Source organism: Pseudoflavitalea sp. G-6-1-2, assembly GCF_012927185.1.
Taxonomy (GTDB): domain Bacteria; phylum Bacteroidota; class Bacteroidia; order Chitinophagales; family Chitinophagaceae; genus Pseudobacter.
The window spans coordinates 1,591,041-1,610,290 of the sequence record NZ_JABBGB010000001.1 but is presented as its reverse complement, the minus strand read 5'-3'; the positions used below and the strand labels follow the sequence as shown (position 1 = coordinate 1,610,290).

Sequence of the window (19,250 nt, the reverse complement as noted above, 5' to 3'; positions counted from 1 at the left end):
TTCGCGGTTATCCCATACCGATAGACATCGATGTACCAGGCAATTGCCATACCATCATCGGAGAAATGGCGAAAGCAGGTTACAAAAACAGTGATTGATCTTTGAAAAAAGTATTAAAGCAGGAAACAGCTCTATTGCGCGCTGGCCGGCACTTGCAGACGCATGCCATCATATGCCAGTGAAATGTTTTCCGGGAGCTCAGCACTCACATCCTGATGCTTACCCAGCTGATGGCTGATATGTGTAAAAAAACTTTGAGGAATTTTCAGTTCCTGGCTGATGGCAATTGCTTCGCTCAGACTGAAATGTGATATATGCGATTCTTTTCTGAGTGCATTGAGCACCAGTGTTTGGCTTCCGCGAATTTTTTCCTTTTCTTCTTCATCGATGCGATTGGCATCTGTGATGTAAGTAAAAGATCCAAAACGGAATCCGAGTACGGGCATTTTCAGATGCCATACCAATATCGGCGTTACCGGAATATCTCCTACTTTGAAAGGCACGGCGCTGCTGATGGTGTTAAGCTTCAGCTCCGGCAATCCGGGATAACGTGTTTCATAAAAGGCATATGGGAACTCACGCACGATGGCCTCCTGCGTAGGCTCTGTTGCATAAATCTGCGTGGGCAGATGCGAGAAGAAGTTAAACGCACGGATATCATCCAGACCGGCCAGATGATCTTTGTGCGAGTGCGTGAACAGTATTGCATCGAGCTTCTTCACTTTTTCGCGTAACATCTGACATCGGAAATCCGGGCCGGAATCCACTACCAGTGTTGTTGTAGCAGATTGCACCATTATGCTGGAACGAAGGCGATTGTCTTTCGGATCAGAGGAAGTACAAACCGGGCATTCGCATGCAATCATAGGCACACCGCTGCTGGTGCCTGTTCCCAGAAATGTTATGGTGAGTGCAGGATAACTCAAGGTGGAGGCTCATTTACTTGTTACTGTCGGTGCTGTTGGCGGCTTGTCTGATCAGCACATCTTCATACACTTTACGTGATTCTGCTGTAAAAAATTCCGGATTGACATTCAGCTGAGGTATGATGTCTAAAAGGGTATTGATACGGCCCTCCATCTGAAGAAACTTATTCAATACAACAACCTTCTTCTGTTCCAGAATACAGTATCCGCTCTGGAATGTGCCACGTTCGTACCGTACCACGTACTCCATCTCATCCAGTAACGTTTCGAGCTTATCTAAAGTGGTTTGTGTGTATTTCATAGTTGTACTACAATGAGCATTACAAAGGTAGCCAAATGTAATGGTGATGCTGATTGCAGCCGGAAAAGGTTATCCACAGACAGTGGAGAGAATCTTACTTGCTGGTCATTTTGATAACAGGTACTATCATCTCCTCCAGACTTACGCCTCCATGCTGAAATGTATTCCGGTAATAGTTTACGTAATAATTATAGTTGTTGGGATAACAGAGATAGAGATCTTCTTTGGCGAAAATATAGCTCGAATTCACGGTCGGGACCGGTAATCCCGCCTCTTTGGGATCTCTGAATGCCAGCACATCTTTGGCTTCATAATGCAGATTACGGCCGTGTTTATAGCGAAGATTGGTGGTGGTCTGCTTGTCGCCGATCACTTTTGCCGGTGTTTTCACCTGCACGCTGCCATGGTCTGTGGCCAGTATCAGGTTGATCTTCTTATCGGCAATCCGCTTCAGTGCCTGATGCAGCGGCGAATGTTCGAACCAGCTGCGGGTAACAGAACGGTAGCTGATCTCATCGCCTGCCAGTTCTTTCAGCACTTCCATTTCCGTTCGTGCATGGCTAAGCATATCAACAAAATTGTATACGATGATATTGAGATCGTTGCCGAGCAGGTTATGAATATTGTTCACCAGGTCTTGTCCGGCTGAATTGTTCAGGATCTTGGTGTAAGAGAACTTCACATCCTCCCTTTTCATTCTCTTCAGTTGCGACCGGAAGAAGTCTTCTTCGAACAGATTCTTTCCTCCTTCATCATCATCATTCTTCCATTGCTGCGGATATTGCTTTTCGATATCGATGGGCAGCAATCCGCTGAAAATGGCGTTCCGCGCGTATTGCGTGGCAGTGGGCAGGATGCTGTAGAAGCAATCTTCTTCCAGAATTCTGAAGCTTTCGGCAAAGATCGGCTGAATGGCTTTCCACTGATCGAAACGAAGATTATCGAGCAAAATGAAGAAGGTAGGCACTCCTTTCTCCACATGCGGCATCACTTTCCATTTGAATAAAGTGTGGCTCATTACCGGTCCATCATCGCCTTTGGGATTCACCCATTTGGCGTAATGTTTGGATACGAATTTGAAGAACTCGGTATTGGCTTCGCTTTTTTGTGTCTGCAGTACTTCCTGCATTTCAGGACTATCACTTTTCTCCATCTCCAGTTCCCAGTACACCAGTTTGCGGTATATCTCCATCCACTCATTGAAATCGGGATTGCTGTTCAATGCCATGAAGAGATTGCGGAACTGCTGCTGGTAAGCAAAAGTGGTTTTCTCTGCTACCAGGCTTTTTTTATCGATGATCTTTTTGAGACTGAGCAATACCTGATTGGGATTCACCGGCTTGATAAGGTAATCTGTGATCTGGCTGCCAATGGCATCGTCCATCAGATTTTCCGTTTCGTTCTTGGTGATCATTACCACGGGTATCTGCTGATTCACTTCCTTGATCTTGGCAAGGGTTTCCAGTCCGGTTATGCCGGGCATGGTTTCGTCGAGCAGAACAACATCAACATAATTATCCTTTACAAAGTCCACAGCATCGAACCCATTGGTGAGTGCGCTTACTTCGTATCCTTTCCCTTGCAGGAACAGGATCTGACTTTGCAAACTTTCAATTTCATCGTCTACCCAGAGTATTTTTCCAATTGCCATGTATTCGATTTAATGGTGGTTATGTAGCAAAATACCATATTATCACTGATAATCATTAGTAACGTACCTTTGCCGACTGCCTTTAGGGGAAACTTTAACAAAACGGCAAGCAGCGAATGGCACATCCTGTAAGAAAGATCATAAACGACCCGGTATACGGCTTTATCACTATCGATCATCCGGTGATTTTCCAGGTTATAGCGCATCCTTATTATCAGCGACTGAGGCGGATCCATCAGATGGCATTTGCGCATCTGGTATATCCGGGGGCGGTTCATACCCGCCTGCATCATTCACTGGGTGCGTATCACCTGATGTGCAATGCAATTTATGAACTGCGCAATAAGGGTACCGAGATTACTCCGGAAGAAGAAGTGGCTGCGAAAGTGGCTATCCTGCTGCATGATATTGGTCATGGCCCATTTTCCCACGCATTGGAGAACGTATTGATCAAAGGAGTGAAACATGAGGATATTTCTCTCCGCATCATCCGGATCCTCAACGAAGAAATGAACGGAGCGCTGGACCTTGCCATCTCCATATTCACCAATCAATATCATAAGCCATTTCTGTACCAGCTGATCTCTGGTCAGCTCGATGTAGACAGAATGGATTACCTGAGCCGCGACAGTTTCTTTACCGGTGTTTCGGAAGGTGTGATCGGTTACGACCGCATTCTCAAAATGCTCACCGTGCACGAAGGAGAACTGATGGTGGAAGAAAAAGGCATTTACTCCATCGAAAAATTTCTGGTGGCGCGCCGCCTCATGTACTGGCAGGTGTATCTGCACAAGGCTGTACTGAGTGCGGAGAAAATGCTGGTTCGTGTGCTGGAACGCGCACGGGAACTGATTCTCAGAGGAGAAACAGTGCACGCAGCATCGCCTGTGCTCGATCTTTTTCTGCAATCGAAAGACGAATCGACTCCAATAGACAAATACCTCAAAGAATTCTGTCTGCTCGACGATTTCGATGTGATGGCCTCGATCAAGAACTGGATGTTCCACTCAGATACCGTACTCCGTACATTGTGTGAAGGACTGATCGACCGCCGTTTATTAAAAGTTAAATTACAGGCGGAACCCATCAATGAAGCCTGGATCGAAGAACAGCGGAACAGGATTTGCCAGCAAACAGGCATCAGCTCAGCCGATTGCCATTACCTGCTTTTCACCGGAGAAGCCGTGAACACTACCTACAATCCGGTAGTGGAGCGGATCAATATTCTGTTCAAAGACGGAACCGTGAAAGACATTTCGCAGGTAGACAATGCGCTGATCAGCCAGGCACTCCAAACCCCTGTGAAAAAATATTACATTTGTTATCTGAAGTAAGGCATCTGACCAGTACCTTGCAGCATCCCTTATAAAAGCTCAACAACCATGCAATTTACCGCAGCACAAATAGCCATGATCATCACCGGGAAAGTAGAAGGTGATCCCAATGCAAGTGTAGGCTCCTTCGGCAAGATCGAAGAAGCGCAGGCTGGCCAATTGGCATTTCTGGCAAACCCCAAATATGAAGATCATCTTTATACTACCAAAGCCTCTGTGATCATCATCAGTGCTGCTCAGGAGCTGAAACAGCCTGTGAGCGCCACATTGATTCGTGTGGAAGATGCTTACACTGCGTTCGCTACCCTGCTCACCAAGTATCAGGAAGTAATGACGCAGCAGATGGTAGGCACTCAAGACCCCGTGTATGTAGATCCTTCCGCCAAACTCGGAGAGAATATTTTCCTCGGCGCATTCTGCTACATCGGAAAAGGAGTAGTGCTCGGCAATAACGTAAAGATTTTCCCTAACGCATATATCGGCGATAAAGTAACTATCGGAGATAATTCAATCATTCATCCCGGTGTGAAAATTTATCACGACTGTGTACTCGGTAAAAATGTAACCGTGCATGCAGGAACTGTTTTGGGAAGTGATGGATTCGGATTTGCTCCCCAGCCCGATGGCAGCTTCAAAAAAGTGCCGCAGATCGGGAATGTGGTGGTGGAAGATTTTGTGGAGATCGGAGCCAATGCAACTATCGATCGTGCAACGATGGGATCTACAGTGATCAAGTCGGGAGCGAAGCTCGATAACCTGATTCAGATTGCACACAATGTTGAAGTAGGAAACAATACCGTGATCGCAGCACAGGCCGGCGTTAGCGGAAGCACCAAACTCGGCAATAATGTGATGATTGGCGGACAGGCAGGTATTGTAGGCCACATTGTGATCGCCGATGGCGCGAGGATCAATGCGCAGAGCGGCGTGAGCAAGTCGATCAAAACAAGTAATTCTGCTGTGACGGGATCACCTGCTTTCGATTATACGAGTGCGTTGAGATCGCAGGCGGTGAGCAGAAATCTGCCGGATCTGGAAAGAAGAATTCAGGAGCTGGAGAGACTGGTGCAGCAGTTGCTGGGAGAAAAAGTAGATTAAGAAGATTCAACTAATCTGATATAATTGAAAGGCCCGCGGAAGCGGGTCTTTTGTTTTCATGATTATCCAGTGAGGTTTAATTCCCTAGTGGTCCTGCCAAAATGTAGAATGAACATATTTCAGCCCTTTCTCTGCCCTTTTTCAGCGCTTTTTCAGCGCTTTTAAAGGGGAAGCCAGCCGGTATTGAGCCATTATGCAGCCATTACTCTACCTGTTTTCAGCTGGTTTCAGCCTTTTCATCAGCTTTATCTCTCAAATATTTCCCATCCAAAGACAACTAATTTTCAACACTATACGATCCATCATCCTCCCAAAACCCAATCCCCTAGCACATTCCCGCCTTAAACGCCAAAACGTCACTCCCATCCCGCAAAATATCAATACAACATACAGAGGTATTATTCCGTTCCAATGTATCTTTGCGCATCTAAAAAATGAGAATGGACGCGAATTTCAATCCTGACAAGCAGCATACTCTCGGATCGGCAATCAGTATTTCAGGCACGGGCCTGCATACAGGCTCTAAAGTAGACATGACCCTCAAACCAGCAAATCCTGGTTTCGGGTACCAGTTCCAGCGTATCGACCTGCCGGGTCAGCCTGTGATCAAGGCCGACTGTGATCTCGTTACTGATACTTCCAGAGGCACTACCCTCGAAGACAATGGCGCCAAAGTGAGCACTGTTGAGCATATCCTCGCCGCTCTGGTGGGTATGGGTGTAGACAACTGCCTGATAGAACTGAACGGCCCTGAAATTCCTATCATGGACGGAAGCTCCGCTCCATTCGTTGAAATAATCGAAAAAGCAGGTGTTCTCGAACAGGATGCCGCCAAATCGTGGTACTTCATCGATACCAATATCAGCCATTACGACGAGAAGAAGCGCGTTGAAATGACCGCTCTTCCTGCCACAGAATACAAGATCACTACCCTCATCGACTTCAACAGCCCCGTTCTGGGAACCCAGCACGCCGGACTGAAGAATATGGGTGAGTTCAGATCGGAGATCTCCAGCTGCCGCACTTTCGTGTTCCTTCACGAACTCGAAATGCTGCTGGAACACAACCTCATCAAAGGCGGAGACATCAACAATGCCATTGTGGTAGTTGATAAACCTGTTACCGACGAAGAAATGAGCCGACTGGCCAAAGCATTCGGCAGAACAGATATGCAGGTGAAAAGCGAAGGATACCTCAACAACCTGGAGCTTCGCTTCCCTAACGAACCAGCCCGTCACAAACTGCTCGATGTTGTGGGAGACCTTGCCCTGATTGGCTATCCCATCAAGGCACATATTATTGCGAACAGGCCAGGACACAGCACCAATGTGGATTTCGCCCGCGTGATAAAGCAATACATCAAGAAGAACAAACACGTAAAGAACGTACCTGTCTACGACCCCAATCAGCCGGCAGTGTATTCTTTGCAGCAGATAGAAAAGACTTTACCGCACAGACATCCGTTTCTGCTGGTAGATAAGATCATCGAACTTTCCGACAAACAGATCGTTGGCGTAAAGAATGTAACCTACGATGAGTGGTTTTTCCCTGGCCACTTCCCCAACAACCCGGTAATGCCCGGTGTTCTGCAGGTGGAGGCGCTGGCTCAGACCGGTGGCATCCTCTGTATCAATGCCATGCCTCCGGGAGAGTACGACACTTATTTCCTGAAAATCGACAACTGTAAATTCAAGCAGAAAGTGGTTCCGGGAGATACAATGATTCTGAAAATGGAATTAATTGCACCGATCCGTAGGGGTATTTGCGAAATGCGAGGTACTGTTTACGTCGGAAATAAGATAGCCACAGAAGCGGACTTGATGGCTCAACTGGTAAAACGTGGTTAAAACATATTGCCAGATGTATACTAAGAATAAAAAAGTTCGTTTGTATATAAGTTATATTTTTGCGGGTCGGAATTAAACCCGGCCTTTAACTCTTTTAGCTGATCAATTGAGTATCAAACGCCAAACTGTGAAAAAAAACCCGCTTACCGGGACAGATCACCAGAGCCCCAACGGGGATGGGGTCGAATTCAATACTATGAACCCGTTGCCTGTAACAACAACACTTAAGAACTTAAATCAGATGATTCATCCGCATACGTACATTCACCCCAATGCAAAGCTGGCTACCAACGTGAAAGTTGATCCTTTCACCGTGATCCACCAAAACGTGGAGATCGGAGAAGGCACGTGGATTGGCAGTAATGTAACCATCATGGAAGGGGCCCGCATTGGAAAAAACTGCCGGATCTTTCCCGGCGCCGTAATTTCTGCGATCCCTCAGGATCTGAAATTCGGTGGTGAAGACACTACTGCGGAAATCGGAGACAATACTACCATCCGCGAATTCGTGACCATCAACCGCGGAACAAAAGACAGAGGCACTACCAGAGTAGGCAAGAACTGTCTCATTCAGGCATACAGCCATATCGCACACGACTGTTATATCGGCGACAACTGCATCATGAGCAACAACTCTCAGATTGCAGGCCACGTTGAGATCGGCGACTGGGCTATCCTCGGTGGCATGTGCGCTGTTCACCAGTTCGTGAAGATCGGATCACATTCTTTCATCAGTGGTGGTTCACTGGTGAGCAAAGATGTTCCTCCTTTCATCAAAGCGGCACGTCAGCCCCTCAGCTATTCCGGCGTAAACTCTGTAGGTCTCAAACGCAGAGGTTTCACTATCGATAAGATCAATCACCTGCTCGATATCTATCGCGTTATCTACAACAAAGGCATGAACACTTCACAGGCGCTCGAATTCCTGGAAGAAGAATTCCCTGCCACCGACGAACGCGATGAAATTGTAACCTTCATCCGCGAAAGTGGACGTGGTATCATTAAACGCGCTACTAAAAACAGTGTGGATGAAGATATCGCTGACTAATGCAGGCAAGCGTTTCAACCACGAATGGATTTTTCGAAAAGTAGATTACACCTTTCTTGAAGGCAGCTCATATGCCATCACTGGTCCCAACGGATCGGGGAAAAGCACCTTATTGCAGGCCATCGGTGGCGCTCTTGCGCTGAGTGAAGGCGAAGCCACTTACTCCATCGATGCCCCTGCCCGCAAGGTAGAACCTGATTTTGCATTCCGCCATATCTCAATCGCCGCACCCTATCTCGAACTGATCGAAGAAATGACAGTAACCGAGTTCCTGCATTTCCATCAGCAGTTCAAACCTTTGCTTTCTTCCATCACTATTCCTCAGATCATCGAAACAGTTGGGCTCAGCAAAGCCGCCGATAAGCAGATCCGTTTTTACAGCAGTGGCATGAAGCAACGCGTAAAGCTCGCACAGGCCATCTTCTCCCACGTAGATTGCATTTTGCTCGATGAACCCTGCACCAACCTCGATGCCGAAGGCATAGCGCTGTATCAGCGTCTCATTGCAGAATACGGCAAAGGCCGAACCTTCATCGTCAGCTCCAACGACACACAGGAATACAGCTTCTGCGAACACAGGCTCAGTATCCTCGATTACAAGAAATAGTTATTGTTTTATTACTGACTACTATCGCAGGTTTTCGGTTCATCGTTTTGTCTGTTTCAGTTTTGTGGCTGCAACGGGACAGGCGAAACACGGCAGTCAAATATGCCGGGCAGAGTTGTATCTCCGATGAACTTTTGGGAAAAAGGATTAAGCAACAGTAAAAATGCCCTGCTTTTGCGCAACATATTTGAAGGCCGGTTTAGCCTGTCCCGTTGCAGCCATGTCACTGATTATACAAGTGTGCTCTCCTGCGATCGGGTAATCATCATTGAATTATGTGGTGTACATGAATGCTGAACATCCGGGGATCGGGCGTGCAGGATCATGTGAATACGACCTTCAAATATGTTGCACGAAAGCTGAAGAGTATTGCCGGCGCTCAATCCCATGAGATTACAGCCCATCGGAAACACAACTCTGCCCGGCATATTTGGCGGCGTATTCACATGATCCTGCACGCCATAGCGGAGAAACCAATGCTTTGAATAGATATTTTACCGCTGACTTGCTATCAGCAGGTTCAGATCTGTATACTTGAGATCGAACCGCTGGCTCAGGTGGAAATTTGTGAGTGCGCCCTTGAAGATGTAGATGCCGCTTCGCAGATGCACTTTGTGCCATACAAGATTTTCGAAGCCGCCTTCTTCTCCGGCTTCGAGCAACAGCGGCATCAGTACATTGCTGATGGCCTGCGAAGCCGTGCGGGCAAATCCGGAAGGAATATTGGGTACACAGTAATGGATCACGCCGTACTTCATAAATATCGGCTGTTCATGACTGGTAATTTCTGATGTTTCAAAACAACCGCCTCTGTCGATACTCACATCGATGATCACACTGCCGGGGCGCATATTGCTCACCATTTCTTCGGTAACCACCACAGGGGTGCGGCCCGAAGTGGATGCCAGCGCTCCAACAGCTACTTCGCAGGTCTTGAGTTGCTTGGCCAGAATGCGTGGCTCAATTACTGAGGTCCACATACGCTGACCGATATTGTTCTGCAGTCTCTTCAAACGATACACACTGCTGTCGAACACTTTCACGGAAGCGCCGAGTGCAAGTGCAGCACGTGCCGCAAACTCGCCTACGATGCCGGCTCCCAGAATAATTACTTTGGTAGGAGGAATACCCGAAATGCCACCCAGCAACACTCCTTTCCCATGATTGGCGGAGCTGAGGTATTGCCCTGCAATCAGCATCACGGCACTGCCTGCAATCTCGCTCATGCTGCGAACGATGGGCAGGCTATCACTATCGTCTTTCAGGTTCTCGAACGAAATGGCGGTAATGCGTTTATCCATCATCTTCTGCAGCAGCTCTGCTTTCATGGCAGAAAGATGTATGGGGGATATGATCACCTGATTGAACTGCAGGTAGGGAATATCTTCTTCAACAATCGGCGCACTCTTTACGAGAATGGGCGCCTTGAATACTTCTGCTTTGTCGTACACGATGCGTGCACCGGCTTCGCTGTAATCGCGATCGCGGAAATGCGATGCCTCACCGGCATTGTGTTCGATCACCACATCATGCCCATTGCTGATCAGCACTCCCACGGCATCGGGAGTCAATGCAATTCTGTTCTCCTGAAAAGCGGTTTCTTTGGGAATACCAATATGAAGCTTAGCCCCCTTGGGTTTTACATCAAGCTTTTCTTCTAATGTTTCATAGCTGAAAGAGGTGCTGATAAACGGTCGTTGCTGGGACATGAAGATTATTTTCTGATTGGCAGCTGCATCAAATATACTTATTTCTCATCTATCAGGAGGAGCCGTGTTTCCGGTCCGGTTGCGGAGATATGCAACTTCAACGTATCATCCGGGAAGATGCCTTCCGCCCTTTCGGGCCACTCCACAAAACAGATACTGCCCGAATACAGGCAGTCTTCCACGCCCGTGCGGATGGCTTCTTCCTCATCTTTCAACCTGTAGAGGTCAATGTGGTAGAGCTGTCCACCCGGATAGGCATATTCATTGATGATGGAAAACGTAGGGCTCCCCACCGTGCTGGTAACTCCTTTAGCATCACAGAGCGCATGCACAAAAGTGGTTTTCCCCGCTCCCATTTGTCCATGTAACGCAACCACTTTACGGTCGCCCAGCTGCTGCCAGAAAGTGGCCGCCGCTTCTTTGATGGTATCCAGGGTAAATGATAGTTGCATAAAGCACAAATATACAAGGCTCTGAGCGATTTTCTGGGTTAAACCCTGTGCCCGCACCGATTCGGACATTTCATGCTGCTTATTTGCAACATTGCAGCGATAATAACCTCCGATTTTGCAACCCTGAAGCGATAAAAGGCGTTTACTTATAAGGCCCTCCGCAGCATGATCGGTAATTTTGCATATCGTTCAGCAGAAATTAAACTCTAAGCAATGGAAACAGTGAATTGGAAAGTAGATGGGATGGACTGCTCCAGCTGCGTTCTAACCATCAGGCAGTATCTCGAAAAGAAAGGATTGCAGGATGTAAAAGTAAATCTTGCAGGTGGCGATGTCAGCTTCCTGATCAACGGTCAGAATAAAAAAGAAGAATTGCGCAAAGGCATCGAATCACTGGGCTACACAGTAGATACCGGCGATGCCACCATGGCCCCATCTCCCCAAAGGATCTTCAAAAACCATAAGCAGCGCTTCCTTTTCTGTCTCATTTTTACCATTCCCCTGATGCTGCATATGTTCGATAAGTGGATCCATATCCACTGGCTGATGAACCCCTGGATTCAGCTCGCACTATGCCTTCCTGTATTCATCGTAGGAATGGATTTCTTTGGAAGAAGCGCCATCAAAAGCATCCGCAACGGACTGCCCAATATGAATGTGCTGGTGGCCATCGGTGCAACGGCTGCATTCGTGTACAGCCTCGCGGGCGCCATATTCGGACTGGGAGAAGGATACCTCTTCTTCGAAACTGCTGCCTCAGTGATCACCCTCGTGTTCCTCGGCAATTACCTCGAAGACAGCAGCATTCAGAGCACACAGAAATCGCTGAACAAGCTGGCCAGCTCTCAGAAAGTGATGGCCAATATGATCGCATACGACGATGAACACAACGAACATATCTTCCCCGTTGAAAATACTGCACTCAAAGTAGGTGATCTGTTGCTGATCAAAAACGGTGAACAGGTTCCTGCAGATTGCAAGATCCTCTGGGGCGATGCAACTATCGATGAGTCGATCATCACCGGCGAAAGTCTTCCGATACATAAAAAACAAAAAGAGCATCTGATCGGAGGAAGTCTGCTCGTTGAAGGAACCGTGAAAGTGTACGTGACAGCGGAAGCCGGCAATTCAGTGCTTTCCAATATCATCAATCTGGTGAAGCGTGCGCAGAGCGAGAAGCCTCCTGTGCAGCAACTGGCGGATAAGATCAGCGCCATCTTTGTCCCGATTGTGCTGGGCATAGCAGCAATTACACTGATCGCCAACTGGATCATACTCCACGATTTCACGGCGGCGCTCATGCGAAGCATCGCGGTCCTTGTAATTGCCTGCCCTTGCGCCATGGGACTGGCCACTCCGGCTGCCATTGCGGTGGGTCTCGGCAGAGCAGCGCGCAACGGCGTGCTCTTCCGCAATGCACACAGCCTCGAAACATTCAAGAATATCCAACAGGTGGTGTTCGATAAAACAGGCACGCTCACTACCGGCAAATTTGCATTGGCTTCTTTTGAAATACTCTCCAATGAATATTCCGAAGAAACTTTCAAACAACTGGTATTCTCGATGGAGAAATACTCCAACCATCCCATTGCGCAATGCATAGCGCAGGAATGGAAACAGAACAAAGCCATCCAGTTTGCGAAGATCGAAGAAGAGAAAGGCCTTGGCATGAAAGCCATCACAAAGGAGGGCGACACCTTTTTCGCAGGATCATACAAAATTGCACAGGCATATACCAACGATGCCAATCACAACGTGTACATCCTCAAAAACGATCAGCTGATCGGATGGATAGATGTAAAAGATGAAGTACGCCCCGAAGCCATGCCCGTAGTGCAATACCTCCGTCAACGGAATATCCGCACCATTCTGCTGAGTGGCGACCGTTTCGATAAATGCAAACAACTCGCCGATTTCCTCGGCATCGACGAAGTGATTGCCGAACAAACACCGCAACAGAAACTCGAAGTAGTAGAGAACCTCACCCTCAAAGGCCCCACAGCCATGGTGGGTGATGGCATCAACGACGCACCGGCTCTTGCCAAAGCAACCGTAGGCATTTCGCTCAGCGCCGCATCGCAGATTGCCGTGCAGACTGCCGATGTAGTGCTGATGGATAACGGCATCAAAAACCTCCCGCTCTCACTCGGACTGGGAAAACATACTTACAAAACCATTCAGCAAAACCTTTTCTGGGCATTCGCTTACAATATTGTGGCGATCCCTGTTGCGGCATTTGGCCTGCTGACCCCTACCTTTGGAGCGTTGGTGATGGGACTGAGCGATGTAGTGCTCGCCATCAACTCAGGCAGATTGTTCGTAAAGAAAGTGGTGTAACCCAATGAGCAGCATCCATTCATTACTCAAAGAATATTGGAAACACGATGGCTTCCGCCCCATGCAGGAAGCCATCATCCATTCCGTGCTCGACCGGGAAGACACACTCGCAATACTTCCCACCGGCGGCGGAAAATCACTTTGTTTTCAATTGCCCACACTGATAATGGAAGGGCTCTGTCTGGTAGTAAGTCCGCTCATTGCGTTGATGAAAGATCAGGTGGAGAACCTGCGAAAGAAAGGCATCACAGCTTATGCCATCGACTCTGGCATGACGCGCAAACAAGTGATCAACATTCTCAAAGTAGCCACAGAAAGCAACTGCAAATTTCTCTACGTATCACCTGAACGACTTGAAACAACGCTCTTCAAAGAATATCTCCCCGGCCTCGATCTCTGCCTCATTGCAGTAGACGAAGCACACTGTATTTCGCAGTGGGGCTACGATTTCCGGCCATCGTACCTGAAGATCGCAGCGCTTCGCGACGAAGTGGGTGATGTTCCCATTCTCGCACTCACCGCTTCTGCAACGCCCGAAGTGCAGGAGGACATCTGCGAGAAGCTTCAGTTCTCCGGAAGGAATATCTTCAGAACATCTTTCGAACGCCCCAATCTCAGCTACAGCGTGTTTGAAGTGGACAGCAAAGTGAACAAGATCCGCGAGATACTGGATAAAGTTCCCGGCAGCAGCATCATCTATTGCCGCAGCCGCAAGCGCACCAAACAACTCAGTGATCAGCTGAATATGTACGGCATTCAGTCTGCATGTTACCATGCCGGCCTCACACGCGAGGAACGCAATCGCCGCCAGGAAGCCTGGATAAAGAACGAGACCCGCTGCATCGTCTGCACCAATGCCTTCGGTATGGGCATCGACAAACCCGATGTACGCGTGGTGATACATGCCGATCCTCCGGACTGCATGGAAAACTATTATCAGGAAGCAGGCCGCGCAGGCCGCGACGGCAAACGATCCTACGCCGTATTGCTCAGCGATCACACCGATGCTGAAGAACTGCGCGCATTGCCCGATATCCGGTTCCCCGGCACCGACGACATCAAAAAAATCTACAGCGATGTGATGAACTACCTCCAGGTGCCCAATGGCCTTGGAAGTGGCAACTACTACGACTTTGAGCTGAATGATCTCATCGCAAAGTTCCATCCGGAACCACGTCTCGCCACCTACGCGCTGAAAGCCATGGAGCAGGAAGGATGGATGAATTACAACGAACAGGTTTTCATTCCGGCCTCCGTAACTTTCATCACCGGCAAAGAATGGCTCTACGATTTTCAGGAAACCTATCCGCAACTGGAGCCCATCGTTCAGACTTTGCTTCGCACTTACGAAGGCATTTTCGATGTGCCTGTTCCCATTTCGGAAAAGAATATCGCCTATCTCATGCGATCAGATGCAGAAACAGTGAAACTGCAACTGCGGCAGCTGCATGGATACGCTATCATCGAATACATTCCGCAGAAAGATACGCCACAGCTCTATCTGCGCCACAACAGGGTGCGCGTTGAAGAACTGCGCATCGATACCGCACACTATCAGAAAAGGAAACAACTCTACGAGTCGAGAATAAAAACCCTGCTGCACTATCTGGCAGAAAAAGATCAGTGCCGCAGCCAGCAGATTGCACAGTACTTCGGAGATGCAAACGCCACCTCATGCGGCGTATGCGATATCTGTCTCGAAAAAAGAAAACAACCACTTACTCCGGAAGAATTGGCACTGGTGCATCAACAGATCCGCAAACAAAAAACAGTAACTGTTGAAACACTCATGCAGTCGCTCACCAACCTCCAAAAACACAAATTGCAGGAAGCAATTACCTTCCTGCAATCTGAACAAAAAATTAAGGTGAACGAAAAAGGAGAGATCAGCGACCGGAATTAAAACCAGCCACTGCTTTTCTTTTTGCTGCTTCTTCCTCCCACACCAAGCACTCCGAGCAGTGCTCTGCCGAGTCCACCTGCAACGGTGCGCATGAATTGTTTGGAAGCGCCGCTATCCAATACTTTTTCGATAGTAGATTTTTCTTCTTTGGTACTTTTCTTCGCTGCTTTTTCTTCGTCCTCAGCCTCTGCTTTCTTAGCAGCGTCTTCGAGTTTGGCTGTGAGAATTTCGTAAGCGCTTTCTGCATCTTCTGTTTCGGCGTATTTCTTTACCAGTTTCGATTTGGCAACAAATCCGTCGATCTCACTATCGGAGAGAACATCCATGCGGCTTCGCGGAGACACCAGCATGGTGTGCACCAATGGAGTAGGGATACCTTTTTCGTTCAGCATGGTGATCAGCGCTTCGCCGATACCGAGCTGCGTGAGCAGGTCTTCCGTTTTATAGAAAGTTGTTTCAGGATAGTTCTGTGCGGCTTGTTTGATGGTCTTGCGATCCGCTGCTGTAAAGGCACGCAGGGCGTGCTGCACTTTCAATCCGAGCTGGCTCAGTACACTGGCAGGTACATCCTGCGGATTTTGTGTACAGAAGAAAATGCCTACACCTTTAGAACGGATCAGCTTGATCACTGTTTCGATCTGCTGCAGCAATGCTTCCGTTGCTTCCTGAAAAACCAGGTGTGCTTCATCGATGAACATCACCAGTTTCGGTTTATCGAGGTCACCTGCTTCGGGCAGTGTTGCGTACAGCTCTGCGAGCATCTGCAACATGAAAGTAGAGAAGAGCTTCGGACGATTCTGCATATCGGTTACACGAAGCACGCTGATCATGCCACGGCCATCGTCGGAGATGCGCATGAGATCGTCCACTTCAAAGCTGGGCTCGCCGAAGAATACATCGGCTCCCTGCTGTTGCAGTTCTATCACTTTACGCAGGATGGTTCCGGTGCTGGTGGTTGCGATCTTGCCATAATCTTTTTCGATATCGGCCTTGCCTTCGTTGCTGATGTACTGCAATACCTTGGTGAAATCTTTGAGATCGAGCAAGGGCATTTTGTTGTCGTCGCAGTATTTGAAGATCATGGCTACGAGGCCTTGCTGCGTATCGTTGAGATCGAGAATCTTTGAGAGGAGGATGGGACCGAACTCACTCACTGTTGCCCGGAGGCGAACACCTTTTTCGTTGCTGAGCGTCATCAGTTCAACGGGGAATCCGGAGGCAGTCCACGTACCGCCGATCTTGCCCATACGGTCTTTGATCTTATCGTTTTCAGTGCCGGGTTCGGCAATGCCGCTGAGATCGCCTTTGATATCCATGAGCAATACGGGTACACTTGCATCACTGAGGCCTTCGGCCAGCACTTGCAGGGTTTTCGTTTTACCGGTACCGGTAGCTCCTGCAATCAGTCCGTGCCTGTTCATTGTTTTGAGCGGAAGCCTGATTGCTCCCTCCGGCAGCACATTGCCATCGAGCATGGCACCGCCGATCAAAAATGATTCGCCTTTGAAAGTATAGCCGTCTTTTACCAATTGAAGAAAAGCATTCTGGTCTGCCATAGTAGAATTTTGATCTGCGAAAGTTACTGAAAATGTGTACATTTCAATAGCCTGCCTGCCCATGATGCAACGGAGGGGGAATTTTACGGATCAATACCTAAATTTGACCAATACAAATCAAGATCATGAAGCCACTATTCGCCTTACCGCTGGCAGCCCTTATCTGCACCGTGATGTTGTTTTCCTGCAAGAAGAGCAAAGATGCGGCGCCTTTCAATCTTGCCAATACACAATGGCAGGGCGAGGCAACCCTCGAACAGATAAAGTATGGAGTAACTATCGAGTTCAAGGAAGAAAAGAACGAAGTGGAACTGGTTTTTGTGAAGCCCGGCGCCCCCACTCCGTTTACCTTCACAGGAAAATGGGCCAAGGACGAGGCATCGGTTGAAGTGAGCTTCGACTTCATGAAAGGGCTCGAAAAAATGGCCTGCACAGCCACTCTCACGGAGAACAATACAAAAATGGCGAATGGCGTGATCAAATCAACCACACAGCCATCAGCGGATCCCGGCTCATTCTCCGTTACCAAAAAATAAGATCATTCAAACATACCTGCCCCGGTATGGCCATTCAGCTGTACCGGGGCATTTCATTCATTATTAACAAAATATTACACGGCACTTGCCGGAACTGGTAAATGAATTAATTTTATTTACACTTTATACGAACTAAATCTACCAACAATGGAAGGAAAGAAACCGAAAATATTGTTATGTGAAGACGATACGAACCTGGGCAGTGTGTTGAAGAATTACCTCGAACTGAACGATTTTGACGTAACACTTGAAAGGGACGGTCGCCTCGGACTGGCCGCCTTCCAGCGTGAAAAATTCGATCTCTGTCTGCTCGACATCATGATGCCACATATGGATGGCTTCACGCTCGCAGAAGAGATCCGCGACGTAGATCCTGATATTCCTCTCTTCTTCCTCAGCGCAAAAACAATGAAGGAAGATATCATCCAGGGCTACAAACTGGGTGCAGATGATTATATCACCAAACCATTCGACAGCGAAGTACTGCTGCTCAAAATCAAAGCCATCCTCAAACGCAACGAAGAGGTGAGCAAAGAGCAGGAGAACAAAGAATACGATCTCGCCAGCTACCACTTCAATCCCAAACTGCGCGAGCTCAGCCATGCAGGCAAAATGCAGACTCTTTCTCCCAAAGAGAATGAACTGCTGAAAATGCTGGCAGAACATATGAACGATCTGCTTCCAAGAGAGCAGGCGCTCAAGAAGATCTGGGGCAGCGATACTTACTTCAACGGCCGAAGCATGGACGTGTACATTGCCAAGCTGAGAAAGTACCTGAAAGAAGATGATACCATCGAGATCGTGAACATTCACGGCAATGGTTTCAGACTGGTTGTTCCTGTAGCTTAACACTCACTTATACATAAAGAGAATGGCGACTGAAGTTTCAGTCGCCATTCTCTTTTATGCGATAGCTTATCAGAACAACATGGTAGGACCATTCTTGATGTCCTTGCCCAGATGCGTATATGCTTTAGGAGTGGCTTCGCGCCCGCGGGGCGTGCGTTTGATGAAACCTTCCTGAATGAGGAACGGCTCGTACACTTCTTCCAGCGTTCCTGTTTCTTCACCTACTGCCGTTGCAATGGTAGTGATGCCTACAGGCCCACCTTTGAATTTTTCGATGATGGTCAACAGAATGCGGTTATCCATTTCATCGAGTCCGTGTTCGTCTACATTCAGCGCTTTCAGTGCGTGCTGGGTAATGCCGAGATCGATCACTCCATTGCCGAGCACCTGTGCAAAATCGCGCACGCGGCGAAGCAATCCGTTTGCGATCCGCGGCGTACCGCGGCTTCTTCTGGCAATCTCACCTGCCGCGTCGGAAGTGATCTTTGTATTGAGTATGCCTGAGGAGCGAAGCACGATCGCTTTCAGGGTATCTGCATTGTAATATTCGAGTCGCGATTTGATGCCGAAGCGCGACAATAACGGAGCTGTGAGCAAACCGCTGCGCGTGGTTGCGCCAATCAGCGTAAAAGGATTCAGATTGATCTGAATGCTGCGTGCATTGGGACCGCTGTCGATCATGATATCCAACCGGTAATCTTCCATCGCGGCATAGAGATATTCTTCTACCACGGTACTCAACCGATGGATCTCATCGATGAACAATACATCGTGCGCTTCGAGATTGGTGAGCAATCCTGCCAGATCACCCGGTTTCTCTATCACCGGACCGGAAGTTTCTTTGATCTGCACACCCAGTTCATTGGCCACAATGCGGCTCAGCGTGGTTTTACCTAATCCGGGAGGACCATGAAAAAGGATATGATCCAGCGCTTCACCACGCAGCTTTGCCGCTTTGATGAAGATCTTGAGGTTATCGATGATCTGGTTCTGTCCCGCAAAATCGAGTATCTCCCTGGGTCTGATATTATTTTCAAACTCCTTGTCCGCCGCACTTTGCGGGCCCTTCTCTGTATTTAAGTTTGGATTGGCCATT

General features: G+C 48.3%; 16 protein-coding genes. 9 read left to right on the top strand and 7 right to left on the bottom strand.

Annotation, left to right across the window (positions count from 1 at the left end):
- Positions 1 to 131: 131 nt before the first annotated feature.
- The 3 genes from HHL16_RS06695 to HHL16_RS06685 form a co-directional block, all read right to left on the bottom strand.
- Positions 132 to 926 carry an MBL fold metallo-hydrolase gene (locus HHL16_RS06695; RefSeq protein WP_169424354.1) on the bottom strand — a complete coding sequence of 265 codons (795 nt, stop codon included), beginning with the start codon at positions 924 to 926 and terminating at the stop codon, positions 132 to 134.
- Between the two features lie 13 nt (positions 927 to 939).
- Positions 940 to 1,227 (bottom strand): hypothetical protein, encoded by a 288-nt coding sequence (locus HHL16_RS06690; RefSeq protein WP_169424353.1) that lies wholly within the window; start codon positions 1,225 to 1,227, stop codon positions 940 to 942.
- Positions 1,228 to 1,321: 94 nt separating this feature from the next.
- Entirely contained in the window at positions 1,322 to 2,878 is a 1,557-nt protein-coding gene (locus HHL16_RS06685; protein ID WP_169424352.1) for a response regulator, read from the bottom strand.
- A 116-nt stretch (positions 2,879 to 2,994) separates the two neighbouring features.
- Here HHL16_RS06685 and HHL16_RS06680 point away from each other — a divergent pair, with 116 nt between their 5' ends.
- From HHL16_RS06680 to HHL16_RS06660, 5 genes are all read left to right on the top strand, one after another.
- Entirely contained in the window at positions 2,995 to 4,212 is a 1,218-nt protein-coding gene (locus HHL16_RS06680) for an HD domain-containing protein (RefSeq protein WP_169424351.1), read from the top strand.
- A gap of 48 nt (positions 4,213 to 4,260) precedes the next feature.
- Positions 4,261 to 5,310, top strand: coding sequence for a UDP-3-O-(3-hydroxymyristoyl)glucosamine N-acyltransferase (gene lpxD / locus HHL16_RS06675; RefSeq protein WP_169424350.1), 1,050 nt, complete (start codon positions 4,261 to 4,263; stop codon positions 5,308 to 5,310).
- Positions 5,311 to 5,750: 440 nt separating this feature from the next.
- A complete protein-coding gene (locus HHL16_RS06670) occupies positions 5,751 to 7,157 on the top strand; it encodes a bifunctional UDP-3-O-[3-hydroxymyristoyl] N-acetylglucosamine deacetylase/3-hydroxyacyl-ACP dehydratase (protein ID WP_169424349.1) in 1,407 nt (468 codons plus the stop codon).
- A 127-nt stretch (positions 7,158 to 7,284) separates the two neighbouring features.
- Positions 7,285 to 8,205, top strand: a complete 921-nt coding sequence (lpxA, locus tag HHL16_RS06665) for an acyl-ACP--UDP-N-acetylglucosamine O-acyltransferase (RefSeq protein WP_346766826.1) — start codon at positions 7,285 to 7,287, stop codon at positions 8,203 to 8,205.
- Complete coding sequence (locus HHL16_RS06660) at positions 8,186 to 8,812, top strand: ATP-binding cassette domain-containing protein (RefSeq protein WP_169424347.1); 627 nt, start codon at positions 8,186 to 8,188, stop codon at positions 8,810 to 8,812. Before lpxA ends, HHL16_RS06660 begins: the two co-directional genes overlap by 20 nt.
- A gap of 494 nt (positions 8,813 to 9,306) precedes the next feature.
- Here the strand turns inward: HHL16_RS06660 and HHL16_RS06655 are convergent, their stop codons facing one another.
- On the bottom strand, positions 9,307 to 10,521 hold the full coding sequence (locus tag HHL16_RS06655; protein ID WP_169424346.1) for an alanine dehydrogenase: 1,215 nt from the start codon (positions 10,519 to 10,521) through the stop codon (positions 9,307 to 9,309).
- A gap of 38 nt (positions 10,522 to 10,559) precedes the next feature.
- A complete protein-coding gene (gene tsaE / locus HHL16_RS06650) occupies positions 10,560 to 10,973 on the bottom strand; it encodes a tRNA (adenosine(37)-N6)-threonylcarbamoyltransferase complex ATPase subunit type 1 TsaE (protein WP_169424345.1) in 414 nt (137 codons plus the stop codon).
- A 213-nt stretch (positions 10,974 to 11,186) separates the two neighbouring features.
- On the opposite strand from tsaE, the gene HHL16_RS06645 reads away from it, so the two are divergent.
- Together HHL16_RS06645 and HHL16_RS06640 are read left to right on the top strand one after the other, a co-directional pair.
- Positions 11,187 to 13,310 (top strand): cation-translocating P-type ATPase, encoded by a 2,124-nt coding sequence (locus HHL16_RS06645; RefSeq protein WP_169424344.1) that lies wholly within the window; start codon positions 11,187 to 11,189, stop codon positions 13,308 to 13,310.
- 4 nt (positions 13,311 to 13,314) lie between these two features.
- Entirely contained in the window at positions 13,315 to 15,213 is a 1,899-nt protein-coding gene (locus HHL16_RS06640; RefSeq protein ID WP_169424343.1) for an ATP-dependent DNA helicase RecQ, read from the top strand.
- Here the strand turns inward: HHL16_RS06640 and HHL16_RS06635 are convergent.
- Positions 15,210 to 16,769 (bottom strand): helicase HerA-like domain-containing protein, encoded by a 1,560-nt coding sequence (locus HHL16_RS06635; protein ID WP_169424342.1) that lies wholly within the window; start codon positions 16,767 to 16,769, stop codon positions 15,210 to 15,212. The two genes, HHL16_RS06640 and HHL16_RS06635, sit on opposite strands and share 4 nt — an antisense overlap.
- Before the next feature lie 125 nt (positions 16,770 to 16,894).
- On the opposite strand from HHL16_RS06635, the gene HHL16_RS06630 reads away from it, so the two are divergent.
- Both HHL16_RS06630 and HHL16_RS06625 read left to right on the top strand, forming a co-directional pair.
- Positions 16,895 to 17,305, top strand: a complete 411-nt coding sequence (locus tag HHL16_RS06630) for a hypothetical protein (RefSeq protein WP_169424341.1) — start codon at positions 16,895 to 16,897, stop codon at positions 17,303 to 17,305.
- A 147-nt stretch (positions 17,306 to 17,452) separates the two neighbouring features.
- Positions 17,453 to 18,154, top strand: a complete 702-nt coding sequence (locus tag HHL16_RS06625; RefSeq protein ID WP_169424340.1) for a response regulator transcription factor — start codon at positions 17,453 to 17,455, stop codon at positions 18,152 to 18,154.
- Positions 18,155 to 18,223: 69 nt separating this feature from the next.
- Here HHL16_RS06625 and ruvB read toward each other — a convergent pair whose 3' ends face one another.
- A complete protein-coding gene (gene ruvB / locus HHL16_RS06620; protein WP_169424339.1) occupies positions 18,224 to 19,249 on the bottom strand; it encodes a Holliday junction branch migration DNA helicase RuvB in 1,026 nt (341 codons plus the stop codon).
- Position 19,250 lies beyond the last annotated feature (1 nt).

Bases quoted from the DNA above. Each gene is read 5' to 3' on its own strand.
- HHL16_RS06690 (WP_169424353.1), bottom strand. From the start codon at position 1,227: ATGAAATACACACAAACCACTTTAGATAAGCTCGAAACGTTACTGGAT.
- HHL16_RS06685 (WP_169424352.1), bottom strand. From the start codon at position 2,878: ATGGCAATTGGAAAAATACTCTGGGTAGACGATGAAATTGAAAGTTTG.
- HHL16_RS06680 (WP_169424351.1), top strand. From the start codon at position 2,995: ATGGCACATCCTGTAAGAAAGATCATAAACGACCCGGTATACGGCTTT.
- lpxD (WP_169424350.1), top strand. From the start codon at position 4,261: ATGCAATTTACCGCAGCACAAATAGCCATGATCATCACCGGGAAAGTA.
- HHL16_RS06670 (WP_169424349.1), top strand. From the start codon at position 5,751: ATGGACGCGAATTTCAATCCTGACAAGCAGCATACTCTCGGATCGGCA.
- HHL16_RS06660 (WP_169424347.1), top strand. From the start codon at position 8,186: ATGAAGATATCGCTGACTAATGCAGGCAAGCGTTTCAACCACGAATGG.
- HHL16_RS06655 (WP_169424346.1), bottom strand. From the start codon at position 10,521: ATGTCCCAGCAACGACCGTTTATCAGCACCTCTTTCAGCTATGAAACA.
- tsaE (WP_169424345.1), bottom strand. From the start codon at position 10,973: ATGCAACTATCATTTACCCTGGATACCATCAAAGAAGCGGCGGCCACT.
- HHL16_RS06645 (WP_169424344.1), top strand. From the start codon at position 11,187: ATGGAAACAGTGAATTGGAAAGTAGATGGGATGGACTGCTCCAGCTGC.
- HHL16_RS06640 (WP_169424343.1), top strand. From the start codon at position 13,315: ATGAGCAGCATCCATTCATTACTCAAAGAATATTGGAAACACGATGGC.
- HHL16_RS06635 (WP_169424342.1), bottom strand. From the start codon at position 16,769: ATGGCAGACCAGAATGCTTTTCTTCAATTGGTAAAAGACGGCTATACT.
- HHL16_RS06630 (WP_169424341.1), top strand. From the start codon at position 16,895: ATGAAGCCACTATTCGCCTTACCGCTGGCAGCCCTTATCTGCACCGTG.
- HHL16_RS06625 (WP_169424340.1), top strand. From the start codon at position 17,453: ATGGAAGGAAAGAAACCGAAAATATTGTTATGTGAAGACGATACGAAC.
- ruvB (WP_169424339.1), bottom strand. From the start codon at position 19,249: ATGGCCAATCCAAACTTAAATACAGAGAAGGGCCCGCAAAGTGCGGCG.